General features: G+C 69.1%; 15 protein-coding genes. 9 read left to right on the forward strand and 6 right to left on the reverse strand.

Annotated elements, in window-relative coordinates:
• The first annotated feature begins 164 nt into the window (after positions 1–164).
• The 3 genes from QHF84_RS49300 to QHF84_RS49310 all read left to right on the forward strand — a co-directional run bounded on the left by QHF84_RS49300 (position 165) and on the right by QHF84_RS49310 (position 4,024).
• Complete coding sequence (locus tag QHF84_RS49300; RefSeq protein ID WP_281320633.1) at positions 165–1,229, forward strand: hypothetical protein; 1,065 nt, start codon at positions 165–167, stop codon at positions 1,227–1,229.
• 60 nt (positions 1,230–1,289) lie between these two features.
• A complete protein-coding gene (gene lepB, locus QHF84_RS49305) occupies positions 1,290–2,753 on the forward strand; it encodes a signal peptidase I (protein WP_281320634.1) in 1,464 nt (487 codons plus the stop codon).
• A gap of 71 nt (positions 2,754–2,824) precedes the next feature.
• Positions 2,825–4,024 carry a zinc-binding dehydrogenase gene (locus QHF84_RS49310; protein ID WP_281320635.1) on the forward strand — a complete coding sequence of 400 codons (1,200 nt, stop codon included), beginning with the start codon at positions 2,825–2,827 and terminating at the stop codon, positions 4,022–4,024.
• An 84-nt stretch (positions 4,025–4,108) separates the two neighbouring features.
• Here the strand turns inward: QHF84_RS49310 and kbl are convergent, their stop codons facing one another.
• Positions 4,109–5,317, reverse strand: a complete 1,209-nt coding sequence (gene kbl / locus QHF84_RS49315; RefSeq protein WP_281320636.1) for a glycine C-acetyltransferase — start codon at positions 5,315–5,317, stop codon at positions 4,109–4,111.
• Positions 5,318–5,576: 259 nt separating this feature from the next.
• On the opposite strand from kbl, the gene QHF84_RS49320 reads away from it, so the two are divergent.
• Both QHF84_RS49320 and QHF84_RS49325 read left to right on the forward strand, forming a co-directional pair.
• Positions 5,577–6,668: a hypothetical protein gene (locus QHF84_RS49320; protein WP_281320637.1), complete on the forward strand. Its 1,092-nt coding sequence runs from the start codon at positions 5,577–5,579 to the stop codon at positions 6,666–6,668.
• A 34-nt stretch (positions 6,669–6,702) separates the two neighbouring features.
• Entirely contained in the window at positions 6,703–8,109 is a 1,407-nt protein-coding gene (locus QHF84_RS49325) for a DUF4331 domain-containing protein (RefSeq protein WP_281320638.1), read from the forward strand.
• Positions 8,110–8,185: 76 nt separating this feature from the next.
• Here QHF84_RS49325 and QHF84_RS49330 read toward each other — a convergent pair whose 3' ends face one another.
• Positions 8,186–8,992, reverse strand: coding sequence for a hypothetical protein (locus QHF84_RS49330; RefSeq protein WP_281320639.1), 807 nt, complete (start codon positions 8,990–8,992; stop codon positions 8,186–8,188).
• Between the two features lie 111 nt (positions 8,993–9,103).
• Here QHF84_RS49330 and QHF84_RS49335 point away from each other — a divergent pair, with 111 nt between their 5' ends.
• Positions 9,104–9,667 carry a hypothetical protein gene (locus tag QHF84_RS49335; RefSeq protein ID WP_281320640.1) on the forward strand — a complete coding sequence of 188 codons (564 nt, stop codon included), beginning with the start codon at positions 9,104–9,106 and terminating at the stop codon, positions 9,665–9,667.
• 17 nt (positions 9,668–9,684) lie between these two features.
• Here QHF84_RS49335 and QHF84_RS49340 read toward each other — a convergent pair whose 3' ends face one another.
• The gene (locus tag QHF84_RS49340; RefSeq protein ID WP_281320641.1) at positions 9,685–10,650 is read right to left on the reverse strand and encodes a hypothetical protein; all 966 of its coding nucleotides are present in this window, start codon (positions 10,648–10,650) and stop codon (positions 9,685–9,687) included.
• 105 nt (positions 10,651–10,755) lie between these two features.
• Between QHF84_RS49340 and QHF84_RS49345 the strand changes: the two genes are divergently transcribed.
• Both QHF84_RS49345 and QHF84_RS49350 read left to right on the forward strand, forming a co-directional pair.
• Positions 10,756–12,111 (forward strand): tetratricopeptide repeat protein, encoded by a 1,356-nt coding sequence (locus tag QHF84_RS49345; protein ID WP_281320642.1) that lies wholly within the window; start codon positions 10,756–10,758, stop codon positions 12,109–12,111.
• Positions 12,112–12,114: 3 nt separating this feature from the next.
• Positions 12,115–13,230, forward strand: coding sequence for a HupE/UreJ family protein (locus tag QHF84_RS49350; protein WP_281320643.1), 1,116 nt, complete (start codon positions 12,115–12,117; stop codon positions 13,228–13,230).
• Between the two features lie 2 nt (positions 13,231–13,232).
• Here the strand turns inward: QHF84_RS49350 and QHF84_RS49355 are convergent, their stop codons facing one another.
• The 3 genes from QHF84_RS49355 to QHF84_RS49365 all read right to left on the reverse strand — a co-directional run bounded on the left by QHF84_RS49355 (position 13,233) and on the right by QHF84_RS49365 (position 15,503).
• Positions 13,233–13,517, reverse strand: a complete 285-nt coding sequence (locus QHF84_RS49355; RefSeq protein WP_281320644.1) for a hypothetical protein — start codon at positions 13,515–13,517, stop codon at positions 13,233–13,235.
• A gap of 27 nt (positions 13,518–13,544) precedes the next feature.
• Entirely contained in the window at positions 13,545–14,246 is a 702-nt protein-coding gene (locus tag QHF84_RS49360) for a hypothetical protein (RefSeq protein WP_281320645.1), read from the reverse strand.
• A 168-nt stretch (positions 14,247–14,414) separates the two neighbouring features.
• Entirely contained in the window at positions 14,415–15,503 is a 1,089-nt protein-coding gene (locus QHF84_RS49365) for a polysaccharide deacetylase family protein (RefSeq protein WP_281320646.1), read from the reverse strand.
• Positions 15,504–15,628: 125 nt separating this feature from the next.
• Here QHF84_RS49365 and QHF84_RS49370 point away from each other — a divergent pair.
• Positions 15,629–17,520, forward strand: a 1,892-nt coding sequence (locus QHF84_RS49370; protein ID WP_281320647.1) for a serine/threonine protein kinase, incomplete at its 3' end; no start/stop codon positions are given.

Consider the following 17,520-nt stretch of genomic DNA (forward strand, 5'->3'; position numbering starts at 1 on the left):
CTCGGACGAGCCGAGCTCTGCCCCAAACCCCGCAACGCTTGGGGCTCCGCTCGGACGAGCCGAGCTCTGCCCCAAACCCCGCAACGCTTGGGGCTCCGCTCGGACGAGCCGAGCTCTGCCCCAAACCTGCCCGAGGCCGTGCGTATGCACTATTCTCCCCCGCCATGTCCTTCCGTGCCGTCACAGCGCGCCTTCTCTCCGTCGCTTTCGCGCTCTCCTTCGTGGGCGCGAGCTGCGGCCAGACGTCGCTCGCGGTGATGCCCGGCGTCGTGAACGATCCGGGCAACCTCACGCTTCGCCGCGGCATCTTCTCGTTCGCGCAGGGCCAGATCTGCCGCGAGGTGCAGAAGCGCAGCGTGCCGCTCAAGCTGCGCGAGGAAGATCCCGCGACGGGCCGCTTCTTCCCGCTCTCCTGCGCCGTGCAGACGCTCGCCTCGGGCAACCTCTTCCTCCAGTTCGGCGGCTACGGCTACGCCTGGACCAACATCACGAAGCGCATCGGCTTCGATGCGAGCGCGGCCGTCGAGTACGACCACGACTTCCTGATGGATGGCAGCACGATGTACGTCTACTTCCGCGAGCGCGCGACGAGCGCCACGACGTTCACGTCGCGCCTCGTCGAGCAGCCGCCCGCGCCCGGCGCCTTCGGCCTGCCCGGCGGATCGATACAAGGCTTCCTCGATCAGGTCGGCGGCGCGGTCCTGAAGAAGGAGATCAGCCGCGGCTTCACTGTCATCCGCGCGTCCGACGGCAGCGTCGACTTCGGCCTCGGCGTCGTCGAGAAGGGGCAGCGCCCGGGTTCGCCGTACAAGACTGCGGACAACGGCCGCCTCGTGCTGGTGAACGAGCGCGTCGAGGTGCACCAGAACCAGCGTGATTACGCCGGGCCGTTCGAGGTGAAGGGCAAGGGGCAGGCCCTCTACCTCAGCGTGGCCGTCGACGGCGCGCCTGCGGTCGACGTGATCGTCTTGCATCGCGGCGTGGGCGATGCGTGGCTGCAGCAGTACACGACGAACGCGACCCTCGGGCCTCCGCCTGCGCCCCCCGTCCTGGACGAGCCCGTAACGAGCGGCATGGTGTGGCGAAGACCGCTGCCGCTGCCGGCCGGGCAGTACTACGTGGTCTTCGACAACACGGCGGCGGCTGGCAGGACGGCTCCGCCCAGCGCGGCCGGTGACGACCGGGCCGCACTCGTGAGTTACGCGGTCGAAGTCGGGGCCGCGCCTTGAGCTACGCGGCGCCTCTCGCCCTTGCCCTGCCCCAGGGCGGCGTATAGAAAGGCTAACCCCTTGGCAACCACGCCGGAAGAACGGTCTCCCGAGAGCTCGCCCGCCCTCGCCAAAGAAGGCGGCGCGACGGAGGGATCCGACCCGTCTCCCCCGCCCAGGCCGAACACGGGCAGCGCCGGACCGTCCTGGCTCCGCGGGCTTTTCTACGCGATCTGGATCGTCACGCTCCCGTTTGTCCTGGCCATCCTCGCCGTCTGGCTCCTGACCCCGGCGCCGGGTGACGTCTCGGCCGGAGGCCTGCGCGTCTTCGTCGCCGAGCAGCAGATTCCAGCGGGCATCGTGCTCTTCACGATCTTCGCGATGCTCGCGTGGCACTACCGCTACGAGCTCCCGCTCTCGAGCGCGATCGGCGTCGGGCGCAAGGACATCCCGCCGCAAGCGCGGGCGCGGTACGAGGAGGCGCAGGCGCTCGTCGACGAGGCGCGGCGCATCCTCAAGCAGAACACGCGCGAGGTGGACAAGGGGCTGCGGGCCGCCGAGCGCGAGCGCCTCGACGAGGCTTTGCGTGGCCTCGAGAAGGTGATGACCGCCGAGACGTTCGACCTCGCGGAGTTCGACGCGGCGCACACGCGGGCCGATCGCGCGGTGGGCGAGCACCTGTCGCGCTGGCGCAAGGGCGAGATGCGCGAGTACGCCGAGTCGATCGGCGTGGCCGTGGCGGTCGCGCTCATCCTGCGCGCGTTCGTGATCGAGGCGTTCAAGATCCCGAGCGGCTCGATGATCCCGAGCCTGATGATCGGTGATCACATCTTCGTGAACAAACTGACCTACGGCCCGCTGATCCCGTGGACGGAGAAGCGGCTCTTCTCGAGCCTGCCGCCCACGCGCGGGGACGTGATGGTCTTCAAGTTCCCGGAGAACAAGGAGCAAGACTTCATCAAGCGGGTGATCGCGGCCCCCGGCGACACGCTCGAAGCGATCAACGGCCGCCCGATCATCAACGGCTGGCTCGTGCCGCATTGCTATGTCGGGCGTTACGGCAGCGACGGCTGGCTCTACGTGGAGTACCTGGAGGACAAGTCGTACTTCACGTTGTTCGCGCACGACGACACGCACCCGAACGGCCCCGACGAACCCGTGTGCAAGGGGCAAGAGGACTGCGGGATCGGGCAGTCGTGCAAGGCGGGGATCTGCGGCCATCACCAGGGCCCGTTCAAGGTGGGCGCGAACGAGGTGTGGGTGATGGGCGACAACCGCTACAACAGCCACGACTCGCGGAGCTGGCGCGGCGGCATGGGCGCGGGCGTGCCCTTCGAGAACATCAAGGGCCGCGCGATGTTCGTGTGGATGAGCTTCGCGCCCGGCGGCGGTATCGCGCAGGACAGGCTCTTCGTGAACGTGATGGGCCGTCCGAAGCTCCCTGGCGGGCTCGACGCATCGCTGCAAGCAGGCCTCGACAAATGCATGCGCGAGCGCCCGCCTGTCTCGCAGACGACGCCGCCGCCTGGTCGCAAGCTGCGTTAACCCGCTGCGTCAAGCAGGCTTCGATCGCCTTGGGACTTGCGCAGTCGCGCGCTGCGACGACACTGGCCGACGTGTCTTTCGAGGAGGCGCACAACGTGAGCGACGCGATGCAGGCCCTGACATACGACCGCGAGACCGATCCGTGGGAGAACACCACGGGCCTGCGAAAGACCGAGGTCGAGCGGCCGCGCATCGACGAGACGAGCGACTACCACGACCGGTCGATGGTGCTCATCAAGCCCATCATGACCGGCTTCTGCGGCTCGGATCGCGGCATCTGGTTCCGCACGGCCTTCAAGGACATGATCTTCAAGTCGCTCGAGCGCGACAAGAAGTCGTCCCGCGTGATCGGGCACGAGCTGCTCGGCCGCGTGGTGGAGCTCGGCACGGACGCGAAGCGGCAATACGGGCTCGAAGTGGGCGACGTGGTGACGACGGAGAGCCACATCCCCTGCGGCGTTTGCTACCAGTGCCGCATCGGCGACACGCACGTCTGCGCCGACGACAAGATCATCGGCATCAGCGAGGACGGCTGCTTCGCCGAGATCGTGAAGCTGCCGGCGAAGAACCTGTGGCGGACGGACATCACGAAGATCCGGCCGGAGGTCGCGGCGATCCAGGAGCCGTTCGGCAACGCGGTGCACGCGTGCACGAAGGTGAACCTGCGCGGCAAGCGCGTGGCGATCGTCGGATGCGGGACGATCGGCCTCTTCGCGGTGGCGGTCGCGCGGGCGATGGGCGCGAACTACATCATCGGCGTCGAGCCGATGGAGAGCCACGCGGAGATGGCGCGGCGGCTCGGCGCGGACGTGGTGCTGCGGCCGCAGTTGCAGAACGGTTCGAAGGACAAACCGCACAAGAGCGACCCGGAGCTGACGGAGCGCATCCGGAAGCTGACGGACGGCGTGGGCGTCGACGTGGCGCTCGAGATGAGCGGCGTGAACTCCAGCGTGAACAACGCGATTCACGCGGTTCGTCGCGGCGGCGACGTGATCCTCTTCGGCTTGAAGAGCGGCGACGCGGTGATCGAGAACTTCGATCGGCTGATCGTCGACGGCATCAGCCTGCACAGCGTGATCGGCCGCCGGATCTTCGAGACGTGGCACATCACGCGGCATCTTCTGGAGTCGCGTGATCCGAACATCCACGACCTCATCTGGGAGGTCATCCTGAAGCGCGGCGAGGGGACGATGTTCGACTTCCGCGAGTACGACGCGGGCGACTTCCAGAAGGCGATCACGACCTACCCGAAGGTCGTGATCCGCTACTGATCCCCATGTACTGATGTGCTGATTCGACGCACGAATTCGACCGTGCGTCCTCACCCCCTCTCCCCAGGAGGGGGTGAGGGGAGATCAGGTCACGATCCCGAGCTTCTTGCCGACCCGCGTAAACGCCTCGATCGCGTGCTCCACGTGCTCGGGTGTGTGCGCGGCGCTGAGCTGCACGCGGATGCGGGCCTCGCCCTTCGGCACGACCGGGTACGAGAAGCCGATCACGTAAATCCCTTCCTCCAGCATCGCCGCGGCCATGTCGGCCGCGAGGCGCGCGTCGCCCAGCATGATCGGCACGATCGGGTGGATGCCCGGCTTGATGGTGAAGCCCGCCGCCGTCATGCCCTCGCGGAAGCGGCGCGCGTTCGACATCAGCCGCTCGCGCAGCGTGGGCTCGCGTTCGAGCAGCTCGAAGACCGCGATCGACGCGCCCGCGATCGGAGGCGCGACCGTGTTCGAGAACAGGTACGGCCGCGAGCGCTGGCGCAAGAGGTCGATGATCTCGCGCCGGCCCGTGGTGAAGCCGCCGCTCGCGCCGCCGAGGGCCTTGCCGAGCGTGGACGTCATGACGTCGATGCGATGCAAGACGCCACATTCCTCGGGCGTGCCGCGGCCCGTCGCGCCGATGAAGCCCGTCGCGTGCGAGTCGTCGACCATCACCATCGCGCGGTACTTGTCCGCGAGATCGCAGATCACGTCGAGCTTCGCGAGGTAGCCGTCCATCGAGAAGACGCCGTCGGTCGCGATCATGCGGATGCGCTTGTCCTGCGTCTTGCGCAGCGCCTCTTCGAGCGCGGCCATGTCGCCGTTCGGGTAGCGGTGGCGCTCGGCCTTGCAGAGACGGATGCCGTCGATGATCGAGGCGTGGTTCAGCGCGTCCGAGATGATCGCGTCTTCCTCGCCGAGCAGCGTCTCGAAGAGGCCGCCGTTCGCGTCGAAGCACGACGAGTAGAGGATCGTGTCGTCGGTGCCGAAGAAGCGGCTGATCGTGCTCTCGAGCTGCTTGTGCAGGTCCTGCGTGCCGCAGATGAAGCGGACGCTGGAGAGGCCGAACCCGTGCGTGTCGATGGCTTGCTTGGCCGCCTCGATGACGGCCGGGTGCGAGGAGAGGCCGAGGTAGTTGTTCGCGCAGAAGTTCAGGACCTCGCGCGGGGCGGCGCCCGCCGGGCCGCCGCTCGTGCGGATGCTCGCGCCCTGGGGCGTCGTGATGACGCGCTCGTCCTTGTAAAGGCCGGCGGAACGGATCTCGCTGAGGGTCTGGGCGTAGATGGACTTCGCGACGTCGAACATGGCGCGCGCAGTCTAGATCGAGGGGCGTTCGTGGTCGATGCCCGCGGCCTCGCGCACAGGATCGCTGCATTCCCCGAATGACGGGCCAAATCGCGCAACCGCGCCTGCGCGTCGGGCGTAGCCCGCGAACCCCGATAAAGGGGTATCGCGGGTCGATCCACGCATCCCCCATGTCGAGGCGCGTGCCACTCACTTAATCGATCGTGGCACGCACTGCAAACGCGGCGGCTGGGTGGGGAGGCCCATTGAAGGAGGAAGCATGAGGGAAACGAGGCATCACCGCCTCTTGCGCCCCATCGCCGTGACGGGCTTGCTTTTCGCCGCCATTGCCGCTCAGGGTTGTAGCGACGAACCGCCGCCTGCAAACACGACGACGTCGTCGAGCTCGTCGAGCTCGTCCGGCAGCGGGACGGGGGGCATGGGAGGCACCGGTGGCATGGGTGGCACCGGTGGCATGGGCGGCAGCGGCGGGTCGGGCGGTTACGACGTGGCGATCGCTTCGAATCACGCGTCGTTCCGGCGCCCGTTCGACGCGACCCCGGATCCGGAGGGCGGGGAGGTCTATTTCACGGCCCTCGACGCAAACGGTAACCCCGCCCTTTTCAAGGCGAAGGCCGATAACTCCGCGACTCCGACGGCGCTCTTCACGGGCGCTCCGCTCGTCGCGCCGCTCAACGTCGCGACGAGCTCCGACGGCGCCAAGATCTTCATCGCGGACGTGGGCGCCGAGGATCCCACGGGGGATCGCGGTCGCATTTTCTCGATCGCGAACGACGGCGGCGCGCTGACCGAGATCACGGCGGCGGACGCCTACAGGCCGCGCGGCATCGAGGTTCGCGACGAGGGCGGCAAGGACGTGATTTATTTCGCCGGCACCGACCCGCAGGGCGCGCCGGGCATTTTCAAGCTCGCCGCCGATGGCAGCGGCAGCGTGTCCACGGTCACGAAGGGCAATCCCATCGCGGATCCGAGCGGCGTGGCCATGGCTGTCGAGGGCACCGTGTACACCTGCAATACCGTGAGCGGCGATGGGCTCGGCAGCATCGTCGCCATTGCCCCGAATGGAACGGCACAGGCGATCCTCGAGGGCGTTCGCGTGGGGTATCCCTGCGGCGTCGCGCTCATGAACGGCGACACGACCCTCCTCGTCTCCGCGCTCGACCCGGACAAGCATACCGACGTCGTGATCTCCGTGGATCTCGCGACGAACAAGCCGACGCTCCTCTCGCAGGACATCGACAAGTTCTCCGAATCTGCGGGCCTGCATCGCGCCAAGAAGGCCGGCAATACGTTCGCCTTCGTCGACAGCACGGCCAATGGTGGGACCGTGTTCCGTGTGACCTTCCCGTGAGCGCCAGAGGGCGAAGAAAGGAGTTTGTCTCATCATGATGAAGCGAATGACGTGGACGAGCGCTGCCCTCGCGGCGCTCACGATTCTCGGTACGGCGGGCACGGCGATGGCCTCGAGCCACTCCGAGGCGCCGGCGATCGGCGAGGACCCCCGTGCCGACAACACCGACCTTTATGCCTGGGTCGAGGGCCAGAACCTCGTGATCCTGGCGAACTACATTCCCCTCGAGGAGCCCGCCGCCGGCCCGAACTGGCATAAATTCTCGGACGACGTGCTCTACGAGGTCCACATCGCGCGCGGCCCGAACAGCCTGAACGACGCGCTGACCTACCAGATCCGCTTCTCGTCGACGCCGTATCCCGTCGTCGATCCGGCGAACATGCAGGCCCCCGTCGGCGGCGGCAAGGAGTTCTTCTCCCAGCTCTCCGGCTCGACGCAGACGTATTCGGTGACGAAACTCGTCAATGGGCAGAACCCGACGGTCCTCGTGCAGAACGCGCCCGTCGCCCCGCCGAACGTCGGTCCGCGGACGAACTCGATCGCCTACCAGATCCCGATGGGCAAGACGTACGAGCAGTTCTTCGTGGACGAGGGCGCGACGTCCGTCATCCGGAACCTGAGCGGCGGCGAAGGCCGCGTCTTCGCCGGCCCGCGCGACGACGGCTTCGGCGTCGACCTCGGCGCGGTCTTCGATCTCGCCGGCCTCGAGACCGTGCTCAACGGCACGCCCTACGACAACGTGTCGGGGTACAACGTGCACACGATTGCGCTCGAGATTCCCCTCGCCGTGGCGAACGGCGGCACGGCGGTCGTCCCCGGCACGGCGAACGATAACCAGACGATCGGCGTCTGGGCGTCGGCGAGCCGCCGCAAGACCCGCATTTTGCGCAGGAACGAGTCGTCGGACAACTTCGGCCCGTGGGTGCAGGTCTCGCGCCTCGGCCTGCCGCTCATCAACGAGGCGGTGATCGGCATTCAGGACAAGGACAAGTTCAACCGGACGCACCCGAAGGACGACGTCGTGAACTTCGGCGCGTACATCCTGAATCCGGTGATCGTGCGCGACGCCGAATTCGCAGGCTTCTATGCGGCGGGCGGCCCGCTCGCGGCCTGCCCGGGTGGGCCGGCGGGGCTCAAGTCGAACCGCACGGACATCCTCGACGTCATCAGTCTGAACGGCATGCTCGGGCACAACATCACGGCGATCGGCGACGTTTTGCGCGTCGATCTCGGCATTCCCTCGCAGTTCCCGAACGGCCGCAAGGTCAACAAGGGCACGAACAAGGAAGAGGACGTGACCGACGTCGAGCTGAGCCTCCTGCTCTGCAAGCTCGCGGCGAACGTGCCCGACGGCGTGGACACGAACGACGCGACGTTCAAGAGCTCGTTCCCGTACCTCGCGCCGCCCTGGGAGGGGTCGACGCGCGGCAAGGGGGAGTGATCGCCGCTTCGCGATCGCAATCGGTCGCCATGGAAAGCCCTGCCTCGGCGGGGCTTTCCGCTTTTCGGCGCAAAATTCAGGGCGCGGGGAGCGTGAGGCGTGTCCCCGGGGGCAAACCTCGCATCGTCGGGTCGTCGAGGTACTTCTGCACGTAGGCGCGCTTCGACGCGATCACGTCCTTCAGCGCGGGCGAGGCGCTGCCCGCGAATTCGTCGAGCGCGCGGGCGAGAAATTCGGCCGCGCGGGGCACCGTGAGGGTTTGTCCGCGTAAAATATCGATTTTCTCCGCGTCCGTGGGCGCCGCGCGCAGCGCCTCGACCACGACGAGCTCGGGCAATACGTCCGTCACGAGGCGCTGCACGACCCGCATGCGGCGCATGCCCTCACCCCCGTCGAAGGCCGCGAGCACGGCATTCTCGGCGTCGTCGTACGAGGCGAGGATCCAGGGTTCGCCGATTTTGGGGGGCGGCGAGACTCGAATGCCCTCGTTCGGAAGGTCGAAGCCCGAGACGTTCCGCGCGGACAAACGCGCGCCGAGCCGCTCGGGATGATCGAGCGGCGGGAGGTCGCACGCCGCCGCGACGTACGCGACGAACGCGGGCGACGTGGCCCTCGCGAGCGCCGCGTCGACGTGCGCCTGCGTGAGGCGTGAAGGCAGGCCGCTGCTCGGTCCGACGGCCGTGCGCAGGGTGATCCGGCGGCTGCCGCTGCCGAAAAACGCGAGCCCGACGAGGAGCACGATCACGACGATGCCGACGGGGATCCTGCGATGGCCGAGGCGCGCGGCGACACGCGGGCGGGCGAGGGCCACGACGAGCGCGACGAGGCCGAGCACGGCGACGTAAAAACCCAGAAAATGGCCGCCCGACATGCTCCCGCTCATCGGAGGACCTCAGCGGTCGGGAGCGACGGGCGTTTCGCCTGCGGGAGGGTCGGGATACGATGGATTCTCGTGGAGGTCGGCATGGCCAGTCGCTGGGTGACAAGGTGCTTCGTGATCACGTGGCTCGGCGCCTTCGGGGCGGGGTGCGTCGATCCGGGGCGAGAGGACCGGGCGCTCGCCGAGATCGATGCCGTGAAGCGGGAGTCGGCCGCGCGGGAGGCGCAGATCCGCGTGCTGGAGGAGCGGCAAGCCGCGTTCACGCAGCAGATGGCCATGGTGATGGCCCTGGCGCAAGCGAGCTATGGCCGCGACGCGCGGCGCGACAAGGACGACGAGCGCGACCAGCGGATCGCCGAGATGGCCGCCCGGCTCGCCCGCGTCGAGGGCATGGTGTCGCGCATCCACGAGACGGAAGTGCCGGCCGAGGTCGACATCGCAACAGCGCGGCGCGCAGCGGAGCAAGGCTCGGCCGAGGAGCGAGCGGCCGCGGTGCGCAAGGTGCAAGCGCTGCTCGATTCGGGGCAGGTGAAGGTGACGGTGCGCGGAGGGAAGGTGCAGCTCACGCTCTTGCGCCCGCTCGACGGGAAGGACCCGTACACGGGCAAGGACGCGCCGCCGCCGAAGCCCTCGACGCCGCCGCCGCAGATGGAAGCGGACATGCTGCAGTGGCGCTGAGCTAGCCCGCTCGTTCGTCACAACATGCTGCACTTCATGCCGCACGTGCCGGCGTTGCTCGCGCCGCGGCGCAGGCAGCCGCCGCGGCATTCGATGTCGTGATCACACGGAGCGCCCGGCTCCTTCGGGCCGATGCACGTGCCCGCCTCGCAGTAGAGCCCCGGGGCGCAAGCGTGCTTGTTACAGCGTTGTCCCTCGCGCGGGGGCGCGCCCGTGCGGCATTTGCCCTCGTCGCAGATCTTGTCCGCGCCGCACTCGACGTCGATCTTGCACGCGCCGCCCTCGGCCACGAGGTCGCGGCAGCGGCGCTGCGCGCAGTAGCCCGAGCACTCGGGGTGGCGCGCCTCGAACGTGTCCTGCCGCGTGAGCGCCGCGAGCGTGTCGACCGACACGCCGCACGGATATCCCGTCGGGAGCGGCTTGCGACACGTGCCCGTGTCCGTGGGGCCCACGCCGAGGCAACGGAGCCCGTCGCTGCATTCGAGCGACGAACGGCAAGGTTTGTCCGCGGCGAGCGCGCCCCGCACGAGGCCGTCACACACCGCGGGCAGCGGGGCGCCCGTCGGTCCGACCCAATCGCAGCCGTCGTGCGCTTTCTCGATCGCAGCGATGCACGCGTCGGCCGCGGCCGCGTCGACGGTGACGGCTTTTTCCCGCAGCGCGTAGCTGAGCGTGCGCGTGCATTCGGCGGCGAGCGAGAACCCGGGCGCGTGTCCGCAACACGTCGCCCTGCGCTTCGTGGGCACGCCGTGCAGCGCCTCGCAGAGCTTCTCGGCGAGCGGATCGGGCGGGTCGTTGGTCTTCGGGTACACCGGGCGCACCTCGTCGTCGGTCGACGACGTGTTCGCCGCGGGCGCGCTCGCGCTCGGCGCTGCGGAGGCGGGCGCGCTCGCCGAGGGTGCGGTGTTCTGGCCCGCGTCCTTCCCGCACGTGCAGCCGCTGAACAGGCCGAAAACGAAGAGCAGAAGGAAAGCGGGCTTCATGCGTAGTCATCGCATCGCAGAGACGGTCCCCGCGCAGCAAGGCTTTTTTTTGATACGTTTTCGCGGGGCCGGAGCGGCCCGTCGCGCGTAGCGCGTGAAGCCATCGTGTCCCCGAGCGAGCGCATCTCCCGAACCTCGAGCCGGCTTTTCCTCGTTGCCCTGCTCGTGATCCCCGCCTGCAACAAGGCCGAGCAGGAAGCTTCACCCGCACCGATCACGTCGGCCTCAGCCGCGACGCAGCCGCCCGCGCAGGACGAAGCCACGCGGACGACACGCGCGCTCGCGCTGCAAAAGCCGAGCGGATCGAGCGCCGTCGACAAGGAGATCGAGGTGCTCGAGCGGCGCATCGAGAAGACGCCCGATCCGATCGATCCGTGGCTCCTGCTCGGACGCGCGTGGATCCGGAAGGCGCGGTACGAGTCGGATCCGGGGTACTACTTGAACGCGGGGGCGGTCGCGGATCTCGTGCTCGGCCGCGAGCCGAAGAACCGGCCCGCGCGGAACCTGCGCGCGGCGGTGCTGCTGGAGAGCCACGCGTTCGTGGAGGCGAAGGATCTTGCCGATCAGATCCTCGCCGAGGATGCGGAGGATCTGCTCGCGCTCGGGACGAAGGCGGACGCGGCGCTCGAGCTCGGCAACTTCGACGAGGCGGTGACGAGCGCGCAGCGCTTGATGGACCTGAAGCCGAGCCTGCCGGCGTATGCGCGCGCGGGGCTCTTGAGCTCTCTGCAGGGCGATGCCGCGGCCGCGAAGAAGAACTACCGCGCGGCCATGGACGCGAGTGATCCGCGTGATCCCGAGCCGTTCGCATGGGTGCTCGTGGAGGCGGCAAAAGTGTTCTGGCACGAGGGCGACGTCGACGGCGCCGACAAGGGCTTCGATCGCGCGCTCAGCGCCGTCGCGGACTATCCGCCGGCGCTCGTCGGCAAAGCACGCGTGGCGCTCGCGAAGGGCGATGCGAAGCGCGCGGCCGAGCTCGCGGCGCGCGCGTTCGCGAAGAGCCCGCTGTGCGAGACAGCGTGGCTGCTCGGCGACGCGCGGAGAGCCGCGGGCGACGAGAAGGGCGCGGAGGAAGCGTACAAGCGCGTGGCGGAGATCGGCCGCGCGAGCGACAAGCGCACGCTCGCGGCGTTCCTCGCGTCGAAGGACAAGGATCACGACGAGGCGCTCGCGCTCATCCGCGAGGAGATGAAGGTCCGCAAGGGCATCCACACGACGGACGTCCTCGCGTGGGCGCTCTATCGAAAGGGCGATTTCGCCGCCGCGCGCAAGGAGAGCGACGCGGCACGCGCGCACGGCACGCGCGAGCCGATGCTCTTGTTTCACGCAGGGGCGATCCGCATCGCGCAGGGCGAGAAGAAAGAGGGCGAGAAGCTCGTGCGCGAGGCGCTCACCATGAACCCGCACTTCGAGCCCACCGCGGTGGCCGAAGCGAAAAAACTCCTCGGCGAGGGAGGCTAGCGCGTGCGATCCCGCGCCCTCTTCGCCGCGCTCATCACGATCCTCGGCGCGCTCCTCGTGCTCCTGCCGCGGGTCGCAGAGGCCCATCAGGTGGGTTTGTCCCGGGGAGAATACAAGATCGACGGGGCAACGATCACCGCCGAGATCGTCTTCGCGCGGCGCGAGGTGCTCTCGCTCGTCCGGAGCATGGACGAGGACGGCGACGGCGCGATTTCACCGACCGAGATCCAGCACGCCCGCGAGGCGCTCGGCCGCGCGGTGGTCGAGCGCGTCTCCGTGCGGGCCGGCGAGGGTGTTTGTCCGGGGACGCTCGACGACGCGTTCCTCGTGGAAGAGGACGGTTTTTCCCTGCGCATCGTGTACCGATGCCCCGCGTCTCCCCGCGCGGTGCGCGTGCGCCTCGACGTGCTCGACGATCTCCCCTACGGCCACCGTCACGTCGCGCGCGCGGACGCGGGCGCCGGGCCCAGCGAGCACGTGCTCTTCGGGGCGAACCGCGAGATCGGGATCGCGGGTTTGTCCGGGAGCGGGGCCCCGGCGGCGCCGAAGGCCGAGCAAAAGAGCGAAGGCTTCTTCGGCTTTTTCCGGATGGGCATCGAGCACATCCTGTTCGGCTACGACCACCTCGTCTTCCTCTTCGGCCTCGTGCTCGTCGGCGGCCGCCTGCGCGCGCTCTTGCTCGTCGTCACGGCGTTCACGGTGGCGCATTCGATCACGCTCGGGCTCGCCGTGCTCGGGATCTGGGCGCCGAGTGGGCGGATCGTGGAGCCGATCATCGCGCTCTCCGTCGCGTACGTCGGGGTCGAGAACCAGCTCGTGAAGGACGCCGAGAAGCGCTGGCGGATCACGTTCCCGTTCGGCCTCGTGCACGGCTTCGGGTTCGCGGGGGCGCTCGGGGAAATCGCGCTGCCTCGCCCGCAGATCCCGAGCGCGCTCCTCGCGTTCAACCTGGGCGTCGAGGCCGGGCAACTCGCCGTGCTCGCGGTCGTGCTCCCGCTGCTCGTGACGGCGCAGAAGCGCAAATGGCTGGAGAAGCGCGGCGTGAAGATCTTGAGCCTCGGCATCGCCGCGCTCGGGCTCGTGTGGTTCGTCCTGCGAATCGTCGATGCGGAAGGCTAGCTTCAGCGCTTCCGATCGTCGGTGATCGGCGCGGGGATCGAGATCCGGGGCGGGGGCGGGACGAAGGGGCGGGGCACGCGGATCGAGGCGGCGACCTGCGCGACCTCGGGGAACATCTTGCCGATCCCCTCGACGAACGCCGCGCGGGAGGCGTCGTCGGGCGCGCGGGCCGAGGCCCCGGCCGTCGCGAGCGCTGCCGAGAGCTCGTAATACCAGGCCGAAAGAGATGCGTGCGCCTCCAGGAGATCCCGGAGCGTCTCCTCCGACACGATGACGTTTCTACCCATACGCGCTCAGCATAACCCAGGTCCGCATCAGCCTGGCAGCCAGAGCAGGCCTTCCATGATGGGTTCGAGGCAACTCACGACCTGCGAGCCGACGTCGCCGCACGAGAGGTTTTTCAGGCAAACCTCGAACGCCATGCGGCCGCGCCGGTTCATCGCGCCCACGGCGCGCTCGAGGTGCGGCGCGAGGCCATTGCCGAGCTCGCCGCGGCACTCGTCGTATGTGGCCTCGCCGCACCGGGCCATGCGCCCGCAGATCGCGGCGACGTACGGCGTGATCTCCTCGACCTTCACCTCCACCGCGTCGAGCGCGGACGAGCCGCAGCGGCTCACCTCGGCCGCGTAGGCGCTCGTGAACGGATCGCCGTCGAACTTCTCGAGCGCGGCGCGCGAGCAGCTCGCCGTGCGCCGGAGCATTTCCGGCGACGCCATCGTCTTTGCCGAGATGCATTCGTCCCGGCTCGGCCAGCGCTCGTCGTTCCCCGTGGCGCGGTGATAAAGCGCCTCGAGGTAGTCGCACCAGACGAGCTGCGCGGCTCGTTCGTCGGCAGCTTCCGCGAGGGCCGGATCTTCGGTGGTTCCCGCGACCTTCACGATCTTCGAATCGGCCGAGCGGGCGGCGCGGTTTCCCTTCGGCGCGGCTCCACAACCGGCGGCCGCGAAGGCGGCTCCGAGCGTGGCGAGCGAAAGCAGAAGAGCCGCGACGGAGCGACGACGGAGTTTGCGAAACACGAGCCACCTGACCTTCCCGGGCGGAAGCCCGCGGGCGAGATGGGCAAACACCGGGCCTCGGCGATGGGCAGATCGGAGCCGCTCTCGAGAGGACGTCCGGGCTGCAAGGGGGTTCGGAGGCGTAGCTCGGCGTGTCCGAGCGTAGTCCCCGAGCGTCGAACAACCCTTTCAAGGGCGCGCGATCATCAGCGCCTTGAAGAGTGGTCCTTCGAACTCCGGGCCCATCGCGATCCGCGGGACGTTGAGCGGGTCTGCTCGGTCGCGCATGCAGAAGCCCGTCGCATTCGTGAAGCCGAGGTCGAAGCCCGCGTCCTTCGCGACGCGCAGAAACGGCCCGTGGATCTGATGTCCGACGGGATAGGCCACGGTGCGCACGTCCTCTTCGAGCACGTCGGAGAGCACGCGGCGCGATTGGCCGAGATCGGAGAGCGCTTCTTCGGGCGTCAGCGTGGTGATCACGCGGTGCTCGTGCGAATGCGAGGCGACGCTCATGCCGGCGTCCGCGAGCGCGCGGACTTCGCGAAAGGTCATGATGGTGCGCGCCGCGATCGAGCGCTCCTCCACGGGGTCGAGCGTGACGTCCACGGCGAGCGAGAGCTCGTCGAGGAAGCGCGCGAGATCGAGCCCCGGCGTGCGCTTGACGAGGCCGAGCAGCGTGCGCTTGGCGGCGGCGGGATCTCGCCCGAGGTCGAGCACGATCGGGCGCGGATACGTGATCACGAGCGTGCGCTTCTGGCAGCGTCGGAGGAGCAGCGCGATGCGATCCCACCAGAACATGCGACCCGCGTCGGGGTAGGCCGTGGGGACGAAGAACGTCGCGGTCGCGCCGGCTTTTTTCAGAATGGGCAGGGCGACGTCGTGGCAATCGCGATAGCCGTCGTCGAAGGCCAGCATCACGGCGTTCGCGGGCAGCGGCCCTCCCCGGAGGAAGCGCCGCACGTCGGGCAGCGACACGAACGCGCCGTGCTGTTTCACCACCTTGATCTGCTCCGTGAGACCACGCGCGTCGGTCTCGCGCACGTCGGCGTCGAGCTCGCCCACGGCCGCGGCGTCGGCGATCCGATGGTACGTGAGCACCATGAGGGATCGCGCGGCGAGCTTCGTCCGCATCGAGAGCAGCCGATCCAGGACTCCCAGCGTGTCGAGCGCCCGCGCGAGCCGCACACGCTTGGAAGACCGCGCCATGGGGCGCACGGGGTAGGAGCGCATCGAGGTGATGTAGTTCAGCACACTTTCGACGAAGCGCCCGTGCCCCATGGTTGTGCTCGTTTCGTCCGATTTTTCCGTCTGTGGCGGCGTGGAACCTGCGCGGGCGGACAGGATCCGCCGACAGCGTGCCTGCGATTTGGGGAAGACGACTCGGCTCCGGTATGATCGCGCCAATGTTCCCGAGTGAGCCCGTTCCCGAGCGTATCGGGGCGTACAAAGTGCTCCGAAGGTTGTCCGGAGCGGGCTCGGCGGACGTGTACGTCGGACGCATGGAAGGCCCGATGGGCTTTTCGCGGCTCTGCACGCTGAAGCTCGTCCGGAACACGATCGAGGGCGACGCGCATTTCGCCGAGGAGCTCGTGCGCGAGGCGGCGATCTGCGCGGTGCTGAACCACCCGTCGATCCAGCGGATGTTCGACTTCTTCGAGCACGACAAGCACCTCGTCCTGGTGCTCGAGCACGTGGAAGGCGTGACGCTCGATCGGCTGCAGGACGTGCTCGGGCGGCAGAAGTCGAAGCTCGACGATCGGACCATCGCGTTCCTCGGCCGCGCGCTCGCCGGCGCGCTCGCGCACGCGCACGCGGCGAAGGACGAGGAGGGGACGCCGACGCCCGTGATCCACCGGACGATGCACCCGGAGAACGTGCTGATCGGCTGGGATGGTCAGGTGCGGCTGACAGGGTTCGGGCTCGGGAAGATCCTCGGGCGGAGCCCGGACACGGTGGCGTTCGTGATCAAGGGCGCGCCGGGGTTCATGGCGCCGGAGCAGGCGCGCGGCGAGCGCGTGACGCCGAAGGCCGACGTGTACGGGCTCGCGGTCCTGCTCTGGTCGCTCTACGCGGGGGCGAAGCCGCCCGAGGTGGGCACGCGGCCCATGCCGCTCGCGGTGCTGCGGTCGGATCTGCCGAAGGAGCTGACGAGCGCGATCGACGGGGCGCTGGAGCCCTCCCCGGACAAACGCAAGGTGTCGTGTCAGGAGCTCGAACGCGTCCTGAACAAGGCGCCCGGGATCGAGGTGGGGCAGAAGGACCTCGAAGAGAAGGTCGCCCCGCTCAAGGGGCCACGCTCGAAGGCGGCCGAAGGCGACGGCGGGCCGCGGCGGCGGGTGCCGCTCGAATCGGTGCGGCCCGCGAAGCCGCCGCCGTCGAGCAAGCAGAGGCTCTCGGTGCCGCCGCCTTCGCGGCCGCCGGGGCGTTTGTCGGAGCGGCCCGCCGCGGACGGCGGCGATGGGCCGGCCTCGGTGTACCCGCTCTTGCGAGCCCTCGCCGAGAAGGTGCCGGGCCCGCCGAAGCTGCCGCTCGCGGTGGTCGAGGCCGAGGCAGACGTGCAGCCGGAGGCGCCCACGGTGCGGCCGGCGCAAGCCCCGGCGCGCGCGGCGCGAGGGCCGTCGAAGCCGACGATCGCGGCGCCGCTCGGGGCCGTGGTGCCCGAGAGCGAGTGGAAGGAGTCGGTGCCGGACGAGGAGCTGTTCGACCAGCTCTTCGACGACGCGACGTCGCGCTCGGGCATCAGCCTGGCGGCGATGGGGTTCTCCGCCGAGGAGCGGGAGAAGGCCGCGCTGGCGGTGACCGAACCCGATCAGGTCACGGCGCGAAAAGACAGGCTGACGCCTCCCCATGGTCCGCCCACGCTCGGAACGGGCAAGGTCATGCCCGCGCCGGCCAAGGTCCTGACCGGGACGGAGAAAGTCGTCCCGGCGGCGCCGAAGATCGGGGGCAGCGCGGACAAAGTCGTCCCCGGTCCTTCCAAGCTCACGCCCGGAGCGAGCAAGGTCGCGCCCGTTCCACCCCCTCCCATGCCCGGAGCGGGGAAAGGTGACGCTTCGCCGGTCGATCTGGGTGCGGCAGCGCCCAAGTTCGTGCCCCCGACGCTGCCGGAGGTGCTCGATCCGGCGGCTGCGGCGAAGGTGGGCAGCAAGCGTCTGGAGCTCGCGGACACGGTGATGGCGCTGCCGAAGCTGCCGGAGCCGACGCCCGCCGCGCCGCCCGCGTTGCCCGCGTTCGCGCCGCCGCCCGTGCCGCCGGCCGCGCCGAAGCCGCCGCCGCCGATGGCCGCGCCGCCCGT

Origin of the sequence: Polyangium sp. y55x31 (assembly GCF_029946505.1) — a bacterium.
Taxonomy (GTDB): Bacteria; Myxococcota_A; Polyangia; order Polyangiales; family Polyangiaceae; genus Polyangium.